Genomic DNA, 21247 nt, shown 5'->3' on the forward strand with positions numbered 1-21247 from the left:
CCTCCCGAAGCTGTATCTAGGCCTCTCTCTATCCTCCTATTCTATCCTTATAAGGATGTCATCCATAATATAAGGGTCTTCTTTGCTTCCGCCTCCAAAATGGTAGCTCTTTGGTTCAGGATAGATGTCTCGATATACCGCTTCGATTCCATCGAAGTCCCAAGTAGTTACGTAGATGTTGAACCCTTCAAAACTCTCTGGTCTTCCGACCGTCTCGCCGGGAATCCTGAGAATTACTTCGTTATTCATTCTATTCGTTTGTACCAGTGGAGTGAGGGATATGGGAGTTCCAAACGACTTCGGGCCACTACCTTCAGAAGAATACGCAACTATTGACCAGCCATTTGCGAAGATAAAGTAATCCCAGTCCAGTCCGTCAGGCATAGTCGCGTTTAGGAACGGCAGGTCGGTTGATCCCTTTCTGTTGGGATCATCTACGAATATTTGGAAGGTAACATGGTCAAATCCGTTCTGTGGTCCCCATGAGTCGGTTAGATCTTTGATTCTAATCCCCAGAACCATCGAAGCTCCTATCTGCTTGACTTCAACCTCTAGCAGGTCCATCTGGTTCTTGAAAGTGATGTCTGTAGGATATTTGTACCTGCATTCCGGACCGCAGTCATCTCCTTCGGGATCTGGAATCGAAGCTAGAAGCAATTCCGGAATATCGAGAATCACTCGGTAATCTTCGCTGTAGATCGATTCTCTTCTTGTATCACCGTAGACTTTGAATAGAATTGAATGGATTCCCGGGTCAAACTTCGAAATGTCCCATTCGTAAGACCACTCTCCGCTGACTATTTCGATGTCTTCTGCCTCTTCAATTCTCATGTCGAATATTATCCGCGCGGAGGAGGCTCCCGAAGCTGTTCCTGTCACAGTATAAGTTGAGTCGATCCTCTGAAAATCCTCGAGGTTCGCGTTAAACTTGATTTCAGGTGTCTCAACTTCACGAGTTTCTTCGGAAGCGATTCCCACGTAGACGGAGCGTGGGTTCATGGTCATCACGAGTTTCCCGCCTTGTTCGACAGGATAGCTTTTGGAGAGCGAATTGAAAGTGTAAATCGGCTTGATTAACTGACCCACTCCAAGGCCGGTATCCAAATTAGCTAGAATCCTACGTTCTCCCGAAGTATTCATTAAAACAAAGATCTTCTCTTCGTTATGTTCAATGCTGTAGACAAAGATCCCAGGCCCATTGGGGTCGGTTTTTAGCACTTTGACCTCCCCATACCTCAGCGCAGGGTATTCCTGTCGCAGCATTGCGAGTTCGCTTATATATCTGTAGAGCTCAGATTGAGAATCGAAGTGGTCGATTTCACCAGACTCAAAACCTCCGGCGAACATCGCTGCCCTAGTTTCTACAAAGCCTTGCTCAGTGCCGTAATAGATCACCGGGATGCCGGGAATCGTGAAAATGAAGGCCAGAGCCTGTTTAAGATTTGCCAATCCTGACCCTTTCAAGAATCGTTCCATGTCGTGATTATCGATGAAAGTCAGTAGCCTGGTTTGATCGAAGTGGCTCTGCCGCGCCTCAAGTCTGTATCCGATATTCGCTGTTGGTTTCCCTTCTTTGAATACACTTCTCAATTCAATGTTCAGCGGAAAATCCAGCATGGAATTCATTCCTGCTTCGAAAAACTCTTTTATAACCATTTCCCCAGCATCGTCGAAGGGGTCGCTTCTAACCCAGGCCTCGCCAAATGTTATGAATTCAGGTTTGCCGTTCTTCGCGGCAGCTTCATAGATACCTTCTTCACCATTCAGAAACTCGTCCCAGAATTCTAGAGGAACGTAGATTACTGTATCGATCCTCAATCCATCAATATCGGCCTCTTCGATCCAGAAAGCGAAAGAATCCTTAAGTGCTGAGATTACCACAGGATTTTCCGTGTTGAGATCGTCCAGACCGGACATCTGGTAGTTCAGCTTCTGATAAGGGTCATTGAAGTCATAGATATCGGGAGTCCAGTGATAAATACTCTCATCCTTATGATTATTGAAATCGTTTAGTGAGAAGGGGTGCTGTTCGGGAGAAGAGGTCGGGACGCTTTCGGAGTTGAGTTCGAACTGTCCATCTACGAAACGAAAATAGTCACCCACATGATTGGGAACGATATCCTGTATTACCAGCAAGCCCTTATCGTGGGCGGCTTCAACGAGTCTCTTGTAGAGTGCAACGTCACCGAAATGCTCATCAATCATCCTGAAATCTCTGGCCCAGTATCCATGATAACCACCGTAATTCACCCATGGATTCCACCATTGATTGGCCACCGGTGGGGTTATCCAAATTGCCGTTGCGCCCAATCCCTTTATGTAGTCTAGCCTCTCGATTATCCCGGTGAGATCTCCGCCGTTGTATCGCGAGTTGTCGGTACCGGCTTCTCCATATCCCATGTTGTCATTGGATAGATCTCCGTTTGAAAAACGGTCGATCATGATGAAGTAAATTACTTGATCTTCCCATGTTGTTGCTGTAAAGATGCTTCCAGTTAAGAAGACTGAAAGAAGAAGAGCAAGAAGTATCTTTTTCAAACCTCTCACCTCCGGTTTTCTACTAGATCAAAACACTGTCCAGAAACTCTCCCAGGTTCTTCACCCTGAGTCTGTGATCGATGTGTCTGTTGTAAGGCCAATCCATTATGTATGTATTGATTCCGTGATCGAGCAGATTCTCTACGTGATGAGGTGCATCGTCTACTGCATAATCGATGCCAAGAACCTTGCAAAGCTCGCCCTTTCGGGAGCTGACGATAACCGATACCGGTTCGCCGATTTTCTTCTGAATCCATCTCTGAGACTGCAGCTGAACACTTCTTCCTTTTGTAGGAAAACGCGAAGTTATGAAGTAGAATTCGTGGCAGCCCTGGGCGACAAGACTACCCAGCCGCTTCAGTTCCTTGGGACTTGCATATGGAGGAAGAAACTCGTAGAAGTTCGGAGTATTTCTAATTCTCTCCCACACCCTTTCTTCCATATCGAGACTGAGATTGGGCACGCTTTTCCAAAAGTCCCATACCTTGACCTCAACATCCATTGGCACTTCTTCAAACATTTCATTCGCGATCTTCAGGAATGCAAGATTGAAGTTCGATAGGATGTCATCAATATCTATCATTATCTTCACGGTTCACCTCCGCATAGAAGAGTATATATCATATTATTATCTCTCAAGGGGAAGTCTCTTAACTGAATTCTTGTAACTGAATTCTTGAGTGGTCACAATTATGATTGAGCCCGATTTGGTCTCGTCAATTTAAAAAAGCCTGATTCGCCAGGTTTTCCACTGCGAAGTGTTTGTGGGATAATCAGAGTAGGTCTTCTCAAAGGGAGGAAGTAGGATGTTCGAATTGAAAGAAGTCGCATTGATATATGAGACGAAGAAGCAGGCTCTGGCGGCGCTCAAATCGACTGACCTCAAGATAGAGAAGGGAGAAGAAGTTGGGATATTCGGCCCTTCGGGTTCTGGGAAGTCATCGCTTCTCTTCATTATGAGCACACTAAAGGAGCCAAGTCGCGGAGAAGTCAAATACGAAGGCAAGGAGCTTACGGCTCTTACTCCTTCCGCAAAAGCCGAACTTCGGCGCAAAGAGTTCGGATTTGTGTTTCAAGAACACTTCTTGATAAACCATCTGACTGTCAGGGAGAATATTCTGCTCCCCCTGAAAGAAAAGCGAGGAGCAAAAAAGAGGCTCGAAGAAATCACTACTGCGCTTGGATTGAACCAACTTCTCAAGCGATTCCCGTATGAGCTCTCACTTGGGCAGAGTCAGAGGGTAGCAGTGGCAAGAGCATTGATAGCCGGTCCGAAGGTTGTTTTCGCCGATGAACCGACCGCTTCCCTGGATAATGAAAATGGTAGCAGGGTAATAGAGCTCTTGAAGTCTTATTGCTCGAAGTCTGGTGCGACTCTGATACTTGTTTCTCATTCGTCTGAGATTATAGGTGATTTCAGAAGAAAACTCAAAGTGGAGAATGGCCAGGTCTATGAGGTTGGTGTGAATGCTTAAATACATGTGGCTATATCTCAGAAGAAGACCGGGCAGAATACTGGTCTTCATATTCGTTGTCGCTCTTGGTGTATCAATGAGCCTTGTGATTAGCTCAATCTTTCTTTCCTTCGGAGAGACGAGAAGCAGGATAGCAAAGATCAATGAGAGCTGGATTACGGTACAGTATCTCTCTGAAAGTGGAAGAGATGAATCGATTGACAATAGTCTTACCGAGATTTTCGAAGACGTATTTGGTCTTTCAGATGTTATCCCGGTAGATATCGCCTATCTCGGCTACAACCTTTTCGGAAGTGCAAGAGCCAATTTCCCTGTTTATGGAATCAAGCAGACGGAGATATCTCGAATGTTGCGGGAGAGCAATGCCTACATCTCAGAAGGGACGGTATTTTCCCCAGGGACAAATGAGATTATTGTCTCCGATTCATTTCTAAGAGCCTCAGGAGTAGATCTGAAAAATGTCTATGAGGAGATCTCCGAAATGTCGAGCGTAGGTCTATATACAGTGGTCGCATCTCTGGAAGGACCATCGGTGTTTGGACTGGGGCCGTCGGGGATTTCGAGGGGCAAGGGATCATTTGGCTTCCTGGTATTCGCTGAGGATGGTTTCCTAATGGCAGTTGAAAACGAGCTGAGATCAAGGATCATCGGAGAAGAGCTTTCAGTTTCGATCAGAGGACCTGTTTCTTCCCGGGAGGCCCTTGAAAGGCAGTACGCAAGCTACTATTTGGGAGTCTTCTTGACAAATCTCTTTGTCTCTCTGGTCTTCATAATAGCTCTTACAATGCTTAATTCGGTAAGCATTCGTGAAAGAAGGAAGGAGTATGCTATCCTTACTGCCATAGGTCATTCTCCCGCGAGTTTGAAGGTAAGACTCTTTCTGGAGTCGCTTTATCAGGGAATCGCTGGTTGGATCCTTGGCCTCCTTGCAGGTGGAGCCGTTCTTTCACTATTCGAAGATCGCTTTTTCACGCCCAATGGACTTTATATAGGCGACAGCGCCGTCTCATCTATTTGCACGTTATTTATACCGTTCACTACGATTGTTCTATCTCAGATACTGATAGGAAGACATCTGAGAAGAGATCTCGTCGGTCTTCTGAAGAGTTCTGAAGAAAGAGTCGGTCTGCTCAAGAACAGATTCAGGAATGTCGGTTTGCCCTGGCTCCAATTTCCTCTGAGAAGCGATGGTTACAGATCTCTTTTTGTTAACATCACCGCGCTTGCCGTGCTAGTGACCGTTTTTGGTTTGCTTCTATCTTCATTGACGGATACTGTTCGAGACAGCGGCTGGTTGTTCGATCAATGTTCTTATATTCAGACCTCGGCATTGGAGGAGATCCGGCTTCCTGAAGAAATCTCATCGAAATCGACGGCTGTTCTTCCTGCCGATCTTCTCGAGCTGGATGTAAAGCTTATGTTCGGCACCTCGAAACTCTTCATTCCTGTTGTATCTACTGAGCATTCGAGACTTCTCTCAATATTCGACGAAGATCCGTCGGCCGGTACGCTGTATGTTAGCAGGAGTCTTTTCGACTTAATTGTCAATGGTTCTGTCAGGGGGTTGGATTACTCTTCGATGGAGGTTCTACCGAATCTAGAAAGTCTCGCTGGTGTCTTAGTGCAAGACAGAATAGAATCTGCCGGTCTCCTGGTATTATACGATGACCGTGATCTTGCAGGTGAAATGAGAAGTTTCGCCTCCGAGGCCGGTCAGGTGGAATTGGTCGACAAGAAGACTTTCGAGTTGAAGATCCGTGCCGAGACGCAGTTCATGGGGTTGATTTCCTCGATTATCATCTATCTTCAGTACATCGTCGTCATAATAATCGGTCTGGTTACTGTTACAAGGGTGACCTTGGCGAGACGGAGCGAGATATCAATCAGGAACATTTTGGGACAGAGTAGAGATGAGATTGGTCTTCTCTTTTTCGGAGAACTGTCATTAGTGCTTTTCCTAGGCGCAGCAATTGGATATCTTCTGACTACGATCTGCTGGCAGATTTTTAGATCGGTCTTTCTTCGGGGACTTTACATTTCCTCGATCGTAGTTCCTGAGACGCTTTTCAGAATCTCTGTAATGACCGTTATTGTTATGTTGGCCGGAGTAATCACGGCAAGATTCTTGATTTCGAAACAAGATCCAATATCAATTATCGAAAGATAGGTGAAGAGATGAGATATAGAGAGCTCGCTTACCCGGGAGACGGTTACGAAACGGGGCCTTTGAACAAGATCACCGATCTTGAGGGAATACGAGTCGGGCATTACACTTTGACTGAGGATTCACCGAGATATCTTCGAACGGGAATAAGCGTCATAAGGATTCCTTACGTATATGAAAGGCCCGTCCCGGCAGCTTCCAGCGTCTTCAACGGTTATGGAAAGTCGATGGGTCTTATTCAGATAGAAGAACTCGGGACGATCGAAAGCGATATCTTTCTGACCAACACACTTTCAATTGGAGCCGTACATCAAGGTGCGGTAAGGCTCGCCCTCCAGAGTAATCCTGAATTGTCGTCGCTTAACGTAGTCGTCATGGAGTGCAACGATGGCTTTCTAAATGAAATTCGAGCTCTGGCGATAAAAGAAGAGATGGTTACCGATGCGGTCGGGGACGCGAAAAAGGATTTCCAGCTCGGCAGCTGTGGCGCGGGGACCGGGATGGTTTGCTTTGGTTATAAGGGCGGGATCGGTTCGTCTTCAAGAATCGTCGAGTTCGGAGGCAGGAAATACACCTTAGGGGTTTTCGTTCTTTCGAATTTCGGCAGATCGTCCGACCTTAGAATTCCGTCTCTCGAATTGCGTCCCAAACTACAGGATTCCGATCGGGAGAAAGGATCGCTCATCATGATCCTGGGAACAGACCTGCCTTTGATGCCCCATCAGTTGAAGAGAGTAACGCGGCACATGAATCTTGCTATTGGGCTGCTGGGAGCTCCAGGGTACCATGGAAGTGGAGACATTTCACTTGCTTTCACTACATCCATAGAGTACAGACAGTCCGAGCAAAGCTTAATGAACGAAGGGAACACGCAGAGTGAAATATTCAGGGCAGCCGTCTGGGCGTGCGCAGAAGCCATAGTCGATTCGATGCTCTGCTCGGGTGCTATGACCGGATTCAAAGGGTCTGTAGACTCTTTAAGAAGCGCAATACAATCAGACCTCTGATCGAATAGAGTTCTGTCGGTGATTTTGTAGACACTCTAAGAACCATATGATCGGAGCATCTACTAATTTGGAGATGAAAATGAGAGATTCGAATTCTAGACAGGATTTAGAGGAAGACTCCCGGTCATGTCTTGACCGCAGTTCCGGTATCGATGCTGCCAGCTACCGTGATCTCTTTTCTCTGGCAAGAAACGGCATTCTGCTCTGCGGTGTATCGAAAGGAGGGAGCTGCACCATCCTCAATGCGAATCCTGCCGCGCTAAGAATAGAGCGTCTTTCAAGAGATGAGCTCGTCGGAGAGGAGTTCGAGCGGGCTATTCTTGGTGCCGCTGATTTCGGAATCATGGATTTGATAAGGGAAGTCAATAGTTCCGGTGTTCCCCTTCACATTAGTCCGAAGCGCCACTCGGATTCGAGAACAGATATCTTGAGAGACATGTCGGTTCACAGACTTAACGAAGGTGTCGTTGCAATCGTTTATGATGACGTCAGCGATTCAGTCGATGCTTGCACGAAGCTGGGAGAGAGCAAACCCGAGCTTGACAGATTGGTTTCCAATCTTCCCGGCATCGCTTTCAGATGTAAGAACGACAGAGAGTGGACCATGGAAGTAGTCAGTAGAGGGATCATAGAGCTCACCGGCTACCGGCCAGAGGAGATTATTGGAAACAAGGAACTATCTTACTCGGATCTGATATACGCCGAGGATAGGGAGATGGTGTGGGGCCTAATCCAGGAGTCCTTTGCAGTAGGCGATCGCTACGAGATAGAGTACAGAATAGTGACCAGGTCGGGTCAGGTGAAGTACGTTCTTGAAAGGGGAAAGGTAGTTGCCGGCGAAAGTGGGGGCGAAGTGTTTGTCGAAGGCTTCATCTCAGACGTTACAGATCTTAGGGTAGCGAGAAGAGAGGCCGAGGTGAATAAGGAAAAACTCGAGGCTACCTTAACAAGCACAATTAATGCGCTTTCCAGAATTGTGGAGATAAGAGATCCCTACACTTCGGGGCATCAGAGAAAAGTGGGGCTTCTGGCAGTCTCGATTTCCAGGAGAATGGGACTTGAAGATAGACTTTCCGAGAACATAAGGATAAGTGGCCTTCTTCACGATATTGGGAAACTCTGGATCCCGTCCGAGATTCTAAGCAAGCCTGGGAGACTCAATTACATAGAGTTTGAGATGATTAAGGAGCACTCTAAGCTTGGCTATGAAGTTCTAAAGGAAATCAAGTTTGATTTTCCGATCGCCGACTACGTGATTCAGCACCATGAGAGGCTAAACGGTTCTGGATACCCTAACGGGCTAAAGGGAGAGGAGATACTTCTGCCGGCAAGAATAATCGCTGTGGCAGATGTTGTCGAAGCTATATCATCGCACAGACCCTACAGACCGGCGCTTGGAATAGAAGTGGCAATAGAAGAGATCACTTCCGGAGCAGGTACCCTTTACGATCGTTCGGTTACGAGGGCTTGTGTCGATTTGCTGGAAGATGGATTCACTTTCGAGTAGATCATGGAGAGGGTATCGCCTCGATGATATTTCTCTTCATGCCAAGAATGGGTATTCTTCTTCCAGTTACAAGCGCCTGATAGGTTCTTCCGACTTCAAGCATCTTGAAGACCTTTGAAGCACCATAGAATCCCTGGCTTTCGGCGTTTTGGATCACGAATTCCTCTCCGGTATCTGCCGTCACTCTATAATCGGATTTTCCGGCTTCGGAATTGTCGACTTTCTCGACCACGGTTATTTCGATCATCGTCACGGCCCTGTCGCCCCAGGTAAAGACGAGGTAGAAAGCCAGTGCAACGATAACCGTTCCCAGTAGGACGAATATCTCTCCCGAAAGATTCTTGAGTCTTTTTTTCAAACTAGCCACTCTCCCCGAGTCTGAATTCTAAGTCCTTTCAATTTTCCAGGCCGCCTTCCTCAGCCTGTTCATGATTGCAAGTCCCACACCTGTTTCAGGGAAGGGCTCGGCAATGATCTGAGAGTATTCCATGTTCTCTTTATTTCTCAGTTCTTTGAAGAGGTTCGAGGCAACCTCAATGAGGTTGTCTCTCGAACCGAGAACGACCTTCTTGACCTGAACGGGATAATAGTCCTTCATTTCTTCAGAACAAAGAACGAGAGACTTCTTTCTTCCAGCCACTATTCCCACCTTTGCGACAACCATTTCGGTCTCTCCTTCGACGAGTATTAATGGAATGTCTGGAGAATAATGTCTGTATTTCAAACCCGGTGACATTGGATCACCAAGATACTCTTTTCTGCCCGAAACAAAATCCGGGACAAGAAGATCTGGAAGGACTCCCTTCAGTTGATCCGGGTCGATAGGGCCCGGTCTCAATAGGGAGGGTCTTCCTCTTGAGAGATCAATAATCGTAGATTCCAGTCCGAAAACCGTCGAACCCGAAAGGATTGTGCAGCTTGCTCTTTCGTCCATGTCTTCGATCACGTGTTCTTCCATTGTGGGACTTGGTCTGCCTGAGAGGTTTGCACTGGGCGCTGCGATAGGAACACCCGAGAGTCGTATCAGTTCTTGGGCCACCCGGTGGGAAGGAAATCTGACGGCCACACTCTTCAGCCCCGCAGTAACGGAGTCAGGTATTTCCTTGCTTTTTTCGAAGATCAACGACACTGGCCCTGGCCAGACAAGATCCATTAGAGCCGAAAAACTTTCGACATCTTGTGATACGATTTGTTTCAACATTTCCATGGTAGAAATGTGAACTATCAGTGGATTGTCCTGGGGCCTGCCTTTTGCCTCAAAAATCTTCATGATGGCCGTCTCATCAAAGGTATTCGCGCCCAATCCATAAACAGTCTCCGTAGGAAAAACGACAACTTCGCCTTTCCTGATTAGTTCAGCAGCCTTCTTCAGAATTGCTTCATCGGGGTTCTCGGAATTCACCCGTAAATATACAGTACCCATTCTTCCTCCGTCGGTTAAAGAAACCTTCTAATTACTCTCCAGAGCCAAAGGGCTCCCGTAATTATAACACTCACTATTAGCCCAGAAGTGATCGGGAGCCACAATTCGAAATTGCTTCTGCTTATGTGAATATCTCCCGGAAGTCTTCCAAAATTCAGACCGACTTTTCGCAGCAGAAATAGAACAAGCGCGACCGTTATACAGACAAGCCCAATTCTGATCAACAGTTTCTCAAGATACTCCAGAAGAATCACCTCTTTGCCTTCCAGATAAATTATAGACCCTTTTCCGGCTCGGCAAATTGAGCGTCCGTGAAGTTGATACCATCCCATAACACGAAAGATGTTGTAGGGTTTTCAAAAAGCCAGACAGTGAAAATACTCCGCAGGCCATCCCGGCAGACCGCACATGAGCGCTCTGCGGTGGGAAGATGAGCGTAAGCTCTAGAAAACCAAATGAGATCCAGAGTTATTGAAAGCCTAAGCGATTCGACTCTAGAGCAGCAACCTGTTTGCACAGTTCATTCCGATTCGTTCAATCTGAACATGAAGTCGGCCGCATCGGTTCTTTCTTGCCAATTCGGCTTTGAGTAGAATCCTCGACGATAGGACTCTTTTGACCTTATGTTTATCAGCCTTATCCTGCAGCAGCCTCTCTTCTTGGATTCATTTACCGCCCTTCTCAGCAGCTCTCCTCCGATGCCCTTTCCCCGCCAGGGTGTTTTCACAAACAACTCTCCAACATAACCTTCGGCGCCTCCCATGAATAGATAAGGCATGAAATGCACGCTGGCGTATCCTGTCAACTCGTCTCCCTCTTCTGCAACGAGAATGAGGTGATCGTCCTTCTCCACACTCCACTGAACCATCTTTTCAATGCTCTTCAAGTATGTTTCCTCTTCAAAACCCTTGTTCTTGAACCATCCGATATCGACGACTATATCCTTGAGTCCAGCAGCATCTCTTAGTTCAACTTCTCTTATCCTCAGTCCGTTCACACTCCTTCGTCATTTTTAGCTCAAGGCGATTATTGCATTGAACATTGATCAATAGCAATCACTTTACTCCAAATTACGAATTCCACTTAAGTCAAGGTACAGAAAGCAGCCCTCCTTAATGATAACCGGTCGCTGCGAATAGAGACATCACAGACTCATCAGGCGAAAAAGCTCATTGGATAAAACTCCTGCTATGATTGTGCCTTTACATTGAAAGATGCGATTACATATTCGCCAGCTTTTTTCTGAACCGAAGCTGGCCCGATCCCTTCAAGCAAATGATCCTCGGGCGGAAAAAGAGAACCGCTCATTTCAGTAATTCAAACTCAAAGAAATGAGATAGGAGAGTTGGGAAACGCTTAACCAGTGTCCTTTGAAGAGGTTTTCAAGACTTGCGTTGCATTGACACCACAACCTCACCGTGATAGAATGAACTCTGTAGGGTGGAGAGATGGCCGAGAGGCCGAAGGCGCGTGCCTGCTAAGCACGTGAGGGTTTATACCCTCCGAGGGTTCGAATCCCTCTCTCTCCGCCATTATATTGTTTATGGGTGCCCGTAGCTCAGCTGGATAGAGCGCTAGACTGCGGATCTGGAGGCCGGGCGTTCAAATCGCCCCGGGCACGCCATTAATCTTTCTTTATAAAACCATTTTCTTTAATTTTTCCATCACATCTTTCGGTTTCGATATGCCATATATGCAGTTTGCTGGGTTTGCAACAAACTCTTTCTCAGTGCTGACGCTTCCCACAAAGGCTCCCCCACGAAGGCTCTGAGTTCCTGCATCGGTCGTAAAGCCTCCCATTACCCCTCTATCTCCCGAACCCATTCCAGAAGAGGTTACAGGAATCACGTGACCAACTCCCATTATGAGTTCGAAGAAGTTTCTCTTTAGCATGACGTTTGTAATGTGTCTGGCGACAATCATATGAGAGTTTGAGCTGAACATTCCGTGGGTAATCTCCACTCCGGCATCGCTGAACTCGTACTTGAAAGATTTCCTGTAAATCTCCACGAAGATGACACCGAGCAGCCCCGCTACGGTGAAAAGAAGTACCGGCCCATTGTCGAACAACGGTTTGAGATCATTGTAGGTCTTCTCGGGGAAAACGTACCTTATCAACCAGCCGGCAGCATTCAAGAGCGCCGGCCAGAAGAACCAGCCGAATCTCCTTCGGGAGAACGCCAGTAGAATTCCTGGAACTACTGTCAAGGCTATCCAGACTGCTATAAGAAAAAGGCGATTGTTTCCGTCTATGCCCGACAGGTCAAAGTTCAGATAGAATATGATTCCTAGAAAGAAATAGTAAGGATAGATGAAGTACCTGATCATAAAAGAGCGACGTGTTGGTTTAAGGTTCATTCGTATCGCCTCCAGCTCTTGAGATCATTTGAAGGAGTTCCGCCTCGAAGCTCACTTGATCTTCAAGTACAATCTTCTCTGCCTTTCCGTCTTTAAGAAAGAGCAGTGTAGCTTCAACGGGGGACAAGAGATCTCTGAGAATGTAGAGGTAGAACCGCATCTGGAATCGGTACTTGTCGATGAATCCGGGACTCCAGTTCGCGTATTTGAAATCTACAATCCTCCACTTTCCGTCCTTCAAGTATAGTTTATCAACAATTCCGATCAAAACATACTTCCCGAACCCATGTTGAAAGTGGAATTCGCTTAACACTCTTTCAGAATCTTCAACTTCCTTGATGATTTGATGTTGGACTAGTCCGGAGAGAACTTTCTTCACTTCAATCAGATCATCGTCGCTGAAGCTAACCCTGTCAACAGAGACCGGTCTTCCTCCATCGATGATCGATTTCAGAGTTAGGGGAAGTCCTTGAACACTTTTCATTCCCAGCGGTTCCAAGATGCTGTGGGCCAGCAACCCGATATTTGCCTTTCGCTTCACGAGGTCAGGGCTTCCCGCATCTGATGCAGTCTCAAACTCTGCTTCGTAGTCAGAAGTTATGAAGGTCGGCGAGAGATATTTGACGTAAGAAGAGTCGGCAACCGGCATTACCGAAGTGATTTCCGGCAAAGAGAATTCAGTCCAGGAGGATCTGTCCTCAAGGGAGGGAAATTCCCCCGGAGAGAACGGTTCGGCTATTTCCTTCAAGAAACTGTTTATCTCGCCGCTTTCCGGCTCTAGCAGAGATCCTGAAAGCAAGATTGACCATGGGCGTGAAGAGTCTCCTTTTCCGTTTAAACTAAGAATAAGCATTTCTCGTGCCCTCGATAAGGCAACATAAAGTGTCCGCTTCTCTTCTTCCAGTTCCTTTTCCTCTTCCTGTCTCGCCAGTCGTCCAATTAGGCCCTCTTCATCTCTGTAGGGCTTATCCTTCGTTATGAGAAATCCCTTCTCATCAAAGAAGAGCCGCTTGCTGGAGTTTCTTTTTTTCCAGTACATGTCGCCAATTACGACAATAGGAAACTCCAATCCCTTCGACTTGTGAACAGTAAGTATCTTGACGCTATCCGACTCTTCTGTCTCGAGAGTGGCTTCAGATTCATCACTTGAATCAACAAACGCCCTTATGTTTGATGAAAGCTCGCGGAGGGAACTACCCATTCTATCAAGGTCCTGGGCCAGCTCAATCAGCTTCTTCACGTTGGCAATCATTCTCTCGCCGGACTTAAGTGTGGCCAGCTTCGCCAGATACTCAGTTTCTTCAACAAATCTCTGGAGAATATCGCTCGGGGAGAGCATATGTTTGAGCTTCCCAAATTTATCTAGCAGCTCCTTCAACTGACCGAATCTTTCATCGTTGCTTTCCTGCAGAACGAAATACAGCGGAACACGACTCATGCCTTGTCTAACCCTCAGAGAGAGCATTTCATCAAGTGTAGCTCCAAAGGCCGGTGATAGCAAGAATGACGCGAGATTGTTGTCATTCAAGGGATCGACGAGGAGATCAAGCCAGGATAGGGGACCGGTTACCTCCGGCCGTTCGTAGAAATTCCTGCTGCCGACGGTGTAGAACGGAATATTCATCTCTTCGAGAGCTGCTTCGTAACTCGAGACTCTGGAAAATGTTCTCAAGAGGATAGCAATGTCTCCGGGAGTTATTCGACGCTTCACGCATTCACCAGACTTGTTTCTGAAAACAATTTCCTCTTCGAGAAGCGCCCTTATAGTCTTTGCCACTCCTATTGAGTCGTCAGAAGTGTCGCTGCTAATTATTCTCACTCTTGAGGAGCTGCTGTCAATTTCGTAAGGGATCGATTCGACGTCTTCCCCATAAACTGAACGAAAGAATTGGCCTTCAGGGTTCTCTCGCATCACTCTCTTGAAAAATCTGTTCTGGAATGAGACAAGGTCAGGATGTGAGCGTCTATTGATCCGGAGATTTTTGACAGCTGCTCCGCTTCTTTTGAAGGTATCCATTGTCTTGTTGAAGACCGAGACGTCTGCTCCTCTGAAACGGTATATGGATTGCTTGGCGTCACCTACGAAGAAGACATTGTTTTTGCCATCGGCCTTGAGTAGTCTGATTATTTCGTTTTGAAGCTCATCTGTATCCTGAAATTCGTCAACAAAGATGTATCTAAACCGATTGCTGTACTTCTGCTGCACATCAGGCATTTTCAGCAGAAGATCTCTCGTTCTGGTCAGGAGTTGATCGAAGTCCAGGAGGCCGGAACCCGTAGTTCTCATTTCGTAATCAGACAGAACTGCCCTGTAAGATTCCGCGAATGCCTTCGAACCGTCGATGATTATTTCGGCATCCGAGCCCAGATCTCTGCCTGAACACTCAACGGGAGAGGGGTTAAGATAGAATGAGTGCCTCTCCCTCGACAATGCATCTTTCATCAATCTGAACGCCTTATCGAGTCCCATCAGCCGAATGAGCGGCTCAATAGATTCCAGGTTCTCTTCGAAGTAAGTCCTGACAACCTTTTCCTCAAGTGAAGATCTCCTCATTCCGTTGATAATCTGAAATCCCGGATCTATGCCCGCGAAGAGGGCGCACTCCCTCAGTATCCTTTCGCAGAAAGAGTGAATGGTGGAGATCCAGGCGTATGAGAGCTTGCTTCTCAAGAACTTCCACTTCCCCGGTTCACCGTGAGAGATCCTGAGATCAAATTCGCTTATTACACGGTCCTTCATTTCTCTTGCAGCCTTATTCGTGAAGGTAATAGCAACCACGTTGTGGACATCAAGCTGCTCGCCAAGCCTGAATGCTCTTTCAAATACCCCGACATACTCCTTAACCAGTGTATATGTCTTTCCTGTACCGGCAGAAGCCGTGACAAACATGTCGCTATTCACTATCTGATCCACCTTCCCTCCAGGTGATCGCTCTCTTGACAGCAGCGAATTTGCAGTTGTAGCACTGGTTTGAAGAACGGATTAACGAGGGTGGAAATCTCCCCGAATAGATTCCTTCGGTTATCTTCCGGAGCCATTCAAAAAGCTCAGACTCCCTAACGATTCTTTCTGTTTTTCTCTTGTTCGCAAACTCCCAGGACTTCTCTTCGTCTGAAGAAATCGTTCTAAAGGCAGATTTGTTAACTACTCTTCCTATCAGTGTCTTGAAAACCCCCCCTGCAACATAGTATCCTTTCTCTTTAAAGAGTTTGTCTGCAACGATAGAATACAGGAGAAGCTGCTTTTCGTCACCGCTGTCGCCTCTTTTGTAGTCTATGAGATACATTGCGCGGCTCGATTCATCGAGATCAAGTCGATCGATTTTGCCTCTCAAGAAGAAATCAGACTGCAGTTCTACCGGTTTCGTATCTCCAATCCCGAAGGCTTTCTCGAAAGCGAAAGGAACGAAATCCCCCTGCATGAAGTTCGGTTTCTTGGATTCTCTTTCAGTAATGTAGTCCCTGAGAATCTCTTTAAGCCTTTCGAATTCAAACCTAAAGACTACCTCGCTATCGTGCATCAGGTGTCTGGAGATATTCTCGGAAAGAGAGCTCTGCCAGTCCTTGGTCTTTCCGGAAAAGAAATCTCTAAGAACGGAATGGAAAATGTTTCCCTCATCGAGGGCTGTTAGCTCAAAAATCCTTTCCAAAGAGACATCGAGACCTACAACGTAGGAAAGAAAGAATGAAAACGGGCAATCGTCGTAGGACTTCAGACGCGAGAATGAGAAGACTTTGCCGACGATCCTGCCTAGGTCTCCTGTATCTTCGACAGACCAGCTCAACTCCCTTCCAAACTGGGTAAGGACTGAATCGAGCGGTTTCAGTGGCCCGAATTCCTTAAGCTCGTTCCATGCTTCGCTTCTGAACAGTCTTGCTGCCGCAATCTTCAGCTCTGATTCACTCATCGATGATCCCAGTTCCGGGATATATCCGAATCTTCTGCCGGCCCTTCTCCCTTCCCGGAGGATTTCACACCCCGAACTCTCCAAAACGCTCTTCAGGTAAGGAGATGGAAGAATTGGTTCACCGTCAACCGTTGACTCGGGCAGAGTAAACCTTACAGACTCAAGTGCCGAACTTACTGATATGTGGAGATTCAGTCTCTGGTGCATCTCCTCATCCAGAAGAAGATCCCTGGGCTTGATCTCCCCAAATTGGGTGAAACTGTACAATGGATTCAAACTGACATGAGGATATGCGCCGTCCACGAAGCCGGCAAACAGCTTGATCTTCTTCTTCGAAAAGCGCGAATTTATCAGCGATTGCACTTCGACTCTGTTTGCTTTGCTCCTCGAAAGAGGGAATTTGTCATGCCTGAGCACAACCATTAGATACCGGTAGTACTCTTGCGGAGAGATCAGCTCCTTGCCCATGAACTTGAGGAGTTTCTCCAGATCTGTAAGAGTGTTATCGAAGAGCCTTCTAACTGCCGCGAATTCCTGCTCCTGCAAATCAATCTGATACTCATCAAAAGTATCTGTCAGTGAGAGTTCCTTCTCCCAGCCAATCAACATTTCACGATAACTTCCCACCGACCTCTTTCTCAAGCTTCTGAAAGGTTCAAGAACGCTGAAAATCTTCTCAATTGCGGGCAGAAGATCGCCTTCAATACGTTCAACGATTCCGGCAAGCTCTTCTGCAGCGCTCAGTTCAAGCTCATCCTCGGCCAATGAGATTATGGCCTCGCGCCTCGCTTCAATGTGATGAACAAGCCTTCCAAGGTGTTCTTGCCACGAGAGTCTTCTCTTTTGGAGCGACAGCCTGAGACCTGCCCTCTCGTATATTATTCTAGACATTGAAGATACATACTCAAGAAATTTCGAATCTATTTCTCCTCCATAACCTGAGTCGCCCATCGCGATGATCTTCTCAGGCGGGAAACCCAGAACAGCAGTCTCTAGAGGAAGAATCAACCTTCTGATCGAGAGAGAGGAGTAAAGCTGCTCATCACCTTCAATTCTGCAGGGAACCCCATACTCGCGGAGCTTTCCCGAGAGCAGTTTTCTGTAAGCGAAGAAGTCCGAAGCGACAACTGAAATGTCGCCCGGTTCGTACCCCGATATAAGCAAGGACTTCACAAACCTCGATATGCCCTCAATCTCCGCAAAGATATCGGGGTAAACGACTATATCGACCGATGCGCAGGCTTGCTTTCCGCATGCGGATGAGAAAAGAGAGTCTTTGAAACTCTCGAATCCACTGGAAGGAGGAGTCTTCTCGAAAAAAATCCTTCTGATCTCAAGTTCGGGAAGATTCTCGCCTATTTCATCTACCGTTTCCAGAATCGAATCGATATTCGAGAACAGGAACTCCTTTCCGGGCTCTTGGGGAACGGTGATGAAGACCTCGTCATAAGCTGGAATTACGGCCTTGAAGAAATGCTTAAGGGCGTGACTGAAGTCGTGGAACCCGTCGAGGAATAAGTACCTGCCGAACTCCCCGCATCTGAGATCCCTTTCGCAGTCATCGATTTGAGTGTAAGCATCGAAAGTGTCAAAAATTCCCTTCTTTGATAATCTGTTCTGAAGCTCGACATAGATTGACTCGAGAATCGCCGACACCTCATCGTCTTCAGAGAACATCTCTCCAAAACCACCGTTTTCCTTTACGTCGTGCACCATTTCAAGCAGATAATCGACGAATACCGGCGAATCGGCGAGTTCTTCTCTTCCGATTTGATCGAGAATATCCCCAATTTCCATTCTTATCAGATGGTTTCCCACATGGATCGATGCCGGATTAAGTGCGCTGAAAAGCTCGACGGCAAACTGATCCATCGCAAGAAATCTGGAAGCGGGAATCGTTCCAACTCTTGAAATAAAGCTTTCTCTGACATATCTGACATGATCTCCGGAAGGACCGACAAAAAAATAGGAAAACGGGTCTTCCCTGTGCGCTGCCTCTAGCTCTTGAAGCATTCTTTCCGTTTTTCCGGAGGCCGAAGGACCGATGAAAAGCGTGATTCTCATATATATCCTCCCACTAGTAAGATTCTATCACCCGCGAAGGAGTGCCGATAAAGAGAGACTGAATTCCGAAATTATTTTCGCAAAGAGATGCTCAGTTCAATCTTGAAGAAAATCAAATCGAGATTCCTTGAGGCAGATTAACTTCTTATTCGATCTGCCTGTTTATGCAGCTCTTGACTCCAGTAACGTGGAAAGTCTTAATGAGGAGTTTCTGGACCTTTGATGCAAGCAGCTCGTTTCAATAGTATTCGATTATCCTCTCAATTGCTGACAAGAGCCTGAACTCATTGCTTTTCTCTTTATACAGCCGTTCTTCAATCCAGTTTCCTCGTGAATCGAAAGCGTATTCGATCCTGAGGTGGAGTTCTCCCGCAATGTATTCTCTGGAGGTAATCAAGCCGGTTGAATCATAACTGTATTCAGCAATCACCACTGTTTCTTCTCCGCAGAAGGCCTCAAGAAGAACAACCTCTCCCTCAGCATTTCTTGAAATGGTTGTCTTGAGGGAGCCCGAGTATTCTAGAGAGACATAGAAGGGCTCCACAGGGAGTGATACCCAGACGGTCCCTTCCACCTCTTCTTCCATTTCACGCTTTTCGACAATTTCAAAGTACCCGTCCGATACTCTTCTTAGACTCTGAACGACTGATCCGCCTGAGAAAGTGTTGATTTTTCTATCGAAAATGAAATCCACATCGCTGATTATCGTTTCTTCGTTCAGAGGAAGCAGGTTGTTTATTGAAAAGATCTTCGAAAGACGAGAGTCGTCATATTCGTAAATTGTCCTCGAAGTAAGCTTGTTTTTTCCATCAAAAACGGATTCTTCCAGAACTCTACCGTCTTCGTCAAGAATGCGGTTGGTCTTTGAAAGAACCGCGCCGAGTTGATTTGTCCTCACTCTGTGTATCTCCCGACCTTCTCGTTCATAAGTGATCTCGACTCTCTCGACCAGTCTGTCTGGTCCCAGAAGCGGAGGCCAGTATTCATAGGTCTTCTCTTCAATGACCCTGCCAGAAGAATCATAGCTGAACTGTGTTTTGGAAGTGAAGTTTGCACTTGCGTTCCTGTAATATCGTCTCTCCAGAAGCAAACCGCTGGCATCGTATGTGTATTCAACTCTGCTGTATTCTTTGCCGTTCATGTGGAGAGCGGTAATCACCGGTCTACCTTCCGGAGAGAACACCTCTATCCTCTTTGTCTCTCTCTTCACTTCTGTCCATTCACCGTTCTTTTCGCCGTAAGAAACCTGAGTGACAATAATCCTCTCAATATCTCCCGCGACCCTCTCGGTCTCTGATGTGAAAACCATTGTGGTTACCAAAAGGAAGAATAAAATCATTGATATGAAGACCTTTCTCAAGACTAATCACCCCCAATAGACTTACTAACGGTTAAGCTTTTTCGCTTTCAACATCTTTGACGTTTTTGGGAGGGTTAAGTTTAACGAAAGCGAAGAGACAGAGCATAGCTGCTCCGGCTATCGTAATTGCCAACCCCACTCCCAGTTTGTCAGCCATGAAGCCAATCAAGGGAGCGAATATCGCCATCAGCAGAGTCTTCAACTGTGATTCTACCGAGAGACCGGAAGCCATCGTTTTATGATCTATGTTATCGCTGATATAGCTAATGTTGATGGGGCGTCTGAAGTTCTCAAGGATGAACAAGAAGAAGAAGATGAGAACGGCCAAGACTTGCAAAGCGAAGATCTGAAAAATACCGCTAAATATGATTAGAACTGCACCGAAAATGTAGGTGTAATTTAGCGCTCTCGCTTCATTTCCAAACTTGCCGCTTAGTTTTCCAGCGTTTTTGGATGCATAGCTAGTGGCAATGTAGATAACGAAGTAAACTACGCCTACGATTACGGACGTCCTCTGTTCTGCGCTGAATGCTATCATTATTGGTAATCCGAGAGCCAGGGCCTTGAGGATCGGCTGAAGATATTCCTTTACGACTTTAAAAAACGCATCGTAAAGAGAGGAATTCAGCACCCCTTTGAGAGCGTCTCCATTCCTAAAAATACCCAGGAAGGCTTTTATCGTTTCTCTTTTTTCTCCGGTTCCCAACTCGCCGTCAAGTTCCTTGGGATAGAGCATCAGGTTGACGAGATTGGCGGCATAAGGAAGGACAGAAGCGAGGAATACTATCTTGTAGCTGCCCGAGTAGAATACCAGAAAGGCGGCTATTAAAGCATTGATCGCCGATCCCAACTGTGATGCCGCTCGAGTCGCTCCGTAATAATGAACCTTCATGTCGGTCATCCCATTGATTCTCAAGTATTCCAGTATCATTGCTTTGTGAGTTCCGGTTCGGAAAGCCTCCCCGAATGCGAAAGCTATCATGGCTATCATATAGACATAAAAACTGGGAAAGAAGTAAAAGACAATGAAGGACGAAAGATAGGACACCATCGACAGCACCATAGATAACCTTCTTCCGTACAAGTCGGCGATAATTCCAGTTGGGAGCTCAAGGAAATTCGTGGCCACCTCTCTCACGGAAATGAGAGTTCCTATCTGGAGAAAGGAAAGTCCCATCTCCCTGAAGAACAGTATCAAGAATGGATCAAAGAAACGAAGGTTCTTCAGAAAACCGTACGCAGCGAATCTGTAGAATTGACTGTCTCGTTTAATCTGCAACTACTACTCCTCCCGAAGAGTTTAGCTAGAGAAATTATACTCTGGAAAAACTCTCCGGGTAAGGAAGCCCTACTTAATAAGAAAGATTCTTAAGATTAGCGGGATGAGTATCATGGCGCTCATGACCCACTCCCATTTCTTGGCTGTCTTGTAAGCCGAATATA

At 46.5% G+C, this 21247-nt stretch carries 15 protein-coding genes and 2 tRNA genes; 6 read left to right on the plus strand and 11 right to left on the minus strand.

Features of this window, described 5'->3' with window-relative positions:
• Window positions 1-36 precede the first annotated feature (36 nt).
• Window positions 37-2538, minus strand: coding sequence for an alpha-amylase family glycosyl hydrolase (locus tag RJ60_RS08540; protein ID WP_103134459.1), 2502 nt, complete (start codon window positions 2536-2538; stop codon window positions 37-39).
• A 22-nt stretch (window positions 2539-2560) separates the two neighbouring features.
• Window positions 2561-3121 (minus strand): hypothetical protein, encoded by a 561-nt coding sequence (locus RJ60_RS08545; RefSeq protein WP_258006238.1) that lies wholly within the window; start codon window positions 3119-3121, stop codon window positions 2561-2563.
• A gap of 223 nt (window positions 3122-3344) precedes the next feature.
• Between RJ60_RS08545 and RJ60_RS08550 the strand changes: the two genes are divergently transcribed.
• From RJ60_RS08550 to RJ60_RS08565, 4 genes are all read left to right on the plus strand, one after another.
• Window positions 3345-4013 carry an ABC transporter ATP-binding protein gene (locus RJ60_RS08550; RefSeq protein ID WP_099830945.1) on the plus strand — a complete coding sequence of 223 codons (669 nt, stop codon included), beginning with the start codon at window positions 3345-3347 and terminating at the stop codon, window positions 4011-4013.
• Window positions 4006-6180 (plus strand): ABC transporter permease, encoded by a 2175-nt coding sequence (locus RJ60_RS08555; protein WP_103134461.1) that lies wholly within the window; start codon window positions 4006-4008, stop codon window positions 6178-6180. Before RJ60_RS08550 ends, RJ60_RS08555 begins: the two co-directional genes overlap by 8 nt.
• A gap of 8 nt (window positions 6181-6188) precedes the next feature.
• On the plus strand, window positions 6189-7184 hold the full coding sequence (locus tag RJ60_RS08560) for a P1 family peptidase (RefSeq protein ID WP_099830947.1): 996 nt from the start codon (window positions 6189-6191) through the stop codon (window positions 7182-7184).
• A 79-nt stretch (window positions 7185-7263) separates the two neighbouring features.
• Window positions 7264-8691, plus strand: a complete 1428-nt coding sequence (locus RJ60_RS08565) for an HD domain-containing phosphohydrolase (protein WP_243392446.1) — start codon at window positions 7264-7266, stop codon at window positions 8689-8691.
• A gap of 1 nt (window position 8692) precedes the next feature.
• Here RJ60_RS08565 and RJ60_RS08570 read toward each other — a convergent pair whose 3' ends face one another.
• The 4 genes from RJ60_RS08570 to RJ60_RS08585 form a co-directional block, all read right to left on the minus strand.
• Entirely contained in the window at window positions 8693-9049 is a 357-nt protein-coding gene (locus RJ60_RS08570) for a hypothetical protein (protein WP_099830948.1), read from the minus strand.
• Between the two features lie 27 nt (window positions 9050-9076).
• On the minus strand, window positions 9077-10114 hold the full coding sequence (locus RJ60_RS08575; protein ID WP_099830949.1) for an L-threonylcarbamoyladenylate synthase: 1038 nt from the start codon (window positions 10112-10114) through the stop codon (window positions 9077-9079).
• Between the two features lie 14 nt (window positions 10115-10128).
• Complete coding sequence (locus tag RJ60_RS08580; RefSeq protein WP_243392447.1) at window positions 10129-10368, minus strand: DUF2905 domain-containing protein; 240 nt, start codon at window positions 10366-10368, stop codon at window positions 10129-10131.
• A gap of 266 nt (window positions 10369-10634) precedes the next feature.
• Window positions 10635-11111, minus strand: a complete 477-nt coding sequence (locus RJ60_RS08585; protein ID WP_243392448.1) for a GNAT family N-acetyltransferase — start codon at window positions 11109-11111, stop codon at window positions 10635-10637.
• A gap of 445 nt (window positions 11112-11556) precedes the next feature.
• On the opposite strand from RJ60_RS08585, the gene RJ60_RS08590 reads away from it, so the two are divergent.
• Window positions 11557-11646 (plus strand) — tRNA-Ser (locus RJ60_RS08590).
• A gap of 15 nt (window positions 11647-11661) precedes the next feature.
• Window positions 11662-11738: transfer RNA gene (locus RJ60_RS08595), tRNA-Arg, on the plus strand.
• An 11-nt stretch (window positions 11739-11749) separates the two neighbouring features.
• Here RJ60_RS08595 and RJ60_RS08600 read toward each other — a convergent pair.
• From RJ60_RS08600 to RJ60_RS08620, 5 genes are all read right to left on the minus strand, one after another.
• Window positions 11750-12472, minus strand: a complete 723-nt coding sequence (locus tag RJ60_RS08600; RefSeq protein WP_099830951.1) for a PH domain-containing protein — start codon at window positions 12470-12472, stop codon at window positions 11750-11752.
• A complete protein-coding gene (locus RJ60_RS08605; RefSeq protein WP_243392449.1) occupies window positions 12462-15386 on the minus strand; it encodes an exodeoxyribonuclease V subunit beta in 2925 nt (974 codons plus the stop codon). The genes RJ60_RS08600 and RJ60_RS08605 overlap by 11 nt, the downstream gene beginning before the upstream one ends.
• A complete protein-coding gene (locus tag RJ60_RS08610; protein WP_099830952.1) occupies window positions 15367-18444 on the minus strand; it encodes a PD-(D/E)XK nuclease family protein in 3078 nt (1025 codons plus the stop codon). The genes RJ60_RS08605 and RJ60_RS08610 overlap by 20 nt, the downstream gene beginning before the upstream one ends.
• Window positions 18445-18682: 238 nt before the next feature.
• Window positions 18683-19804, minus strand: a complete 1122-nt coding sequence (locus RJ60_RS08615) for a hypothetical protein (protein ID WP_099830953.1) — start codon at window positions 19802-19804, stop codon at window positions 18683-18685.
• 31 nt (window positions 19805-19835) lie between these two features.
• Window positions 19836-21083 carry an MFS transporter gene (locus RJ60_RS08620; RefSeq protein ID WP_099830954.1) on the minus strand — a complete coding sequence of 416 codons (1248 nt, stop codon included), beginning with the start codon at window positions 21081-21083 and terminating at the stop codon, window positions 19836-19838.
• Window positions 21084-21247 lie beyond the last annotated feature (164 nt).

The organism is Mesotoga sp. B105.6.4, assembly GCF_002896535.1.
Lineage (GTDB): Bacteria > Thermotogota > Thermotogae > Petrotogales > Kosmotogaceae > Mesotoga.

What these genes read in the sequence shown, in the direction of transcription:
- RJ60_RS08565 (WP_243392446.1), top strand. Translation starts at nt 7,264, where the DNA reads ATGAGAGATTCGAATTCTAGACAGGATTTAGAGGAAGACTCCCGGTCA.
- RJ60_RS08545 (WP_258006238.1), bottom strand. Translation starts at nt 3,121, where the DNA reads ATGATAGATATTGATGACATCCTATCGAACTTCAATCTTGCATTCCTG.
- RJ60_RS08600 (WP_099830951.1), bottom strand. Translation starts at nt 12,472, where the DNA reads ATGAACCTTAAACCAACACGTCGCTCTTTTATGATCAGGTACTTCATC.
- RJ60_RS08610 (WP_099830952.1), bottom strand. Translation starts at nt 18,444, where the DNA reads ATGAGAATCACGCTTTTCATCGGTCCTTCGGCCTCCGGAAAAACGGAA.
- RJ60_RS08555 (WP_103134461.1), top strand. Translation starts at nt 4,006, where the DNA reads ATGCTTAAATACATGTGGCTATATCTCAGAAGAAGACCGGGCAGAATA.
- RJ60_RS08550 (WP_099830945.1), top strand. Translation starts at nt 3,345, where the DNA reads ATGTTCGAATTGAAAGAAGTCGCATTGATATATGAGACGAAGAAGCAG.
- RJ60_RS08560 (WP_099830947.1), top strand. Translation starts at nt 6,189, where the DNA reads ATGAGATATAGAGAGCTCGCTTACCCGGGAGACGGTTACGAAACGGGG.
- RJ60_RS08575 (WP_099830949.1), bottom strand. Translation starts at nt 10,114, where the DNA reads ATGGGTACTGTATATTTACGGGTGAATTCCGAGAACCCCGATGAAGCA.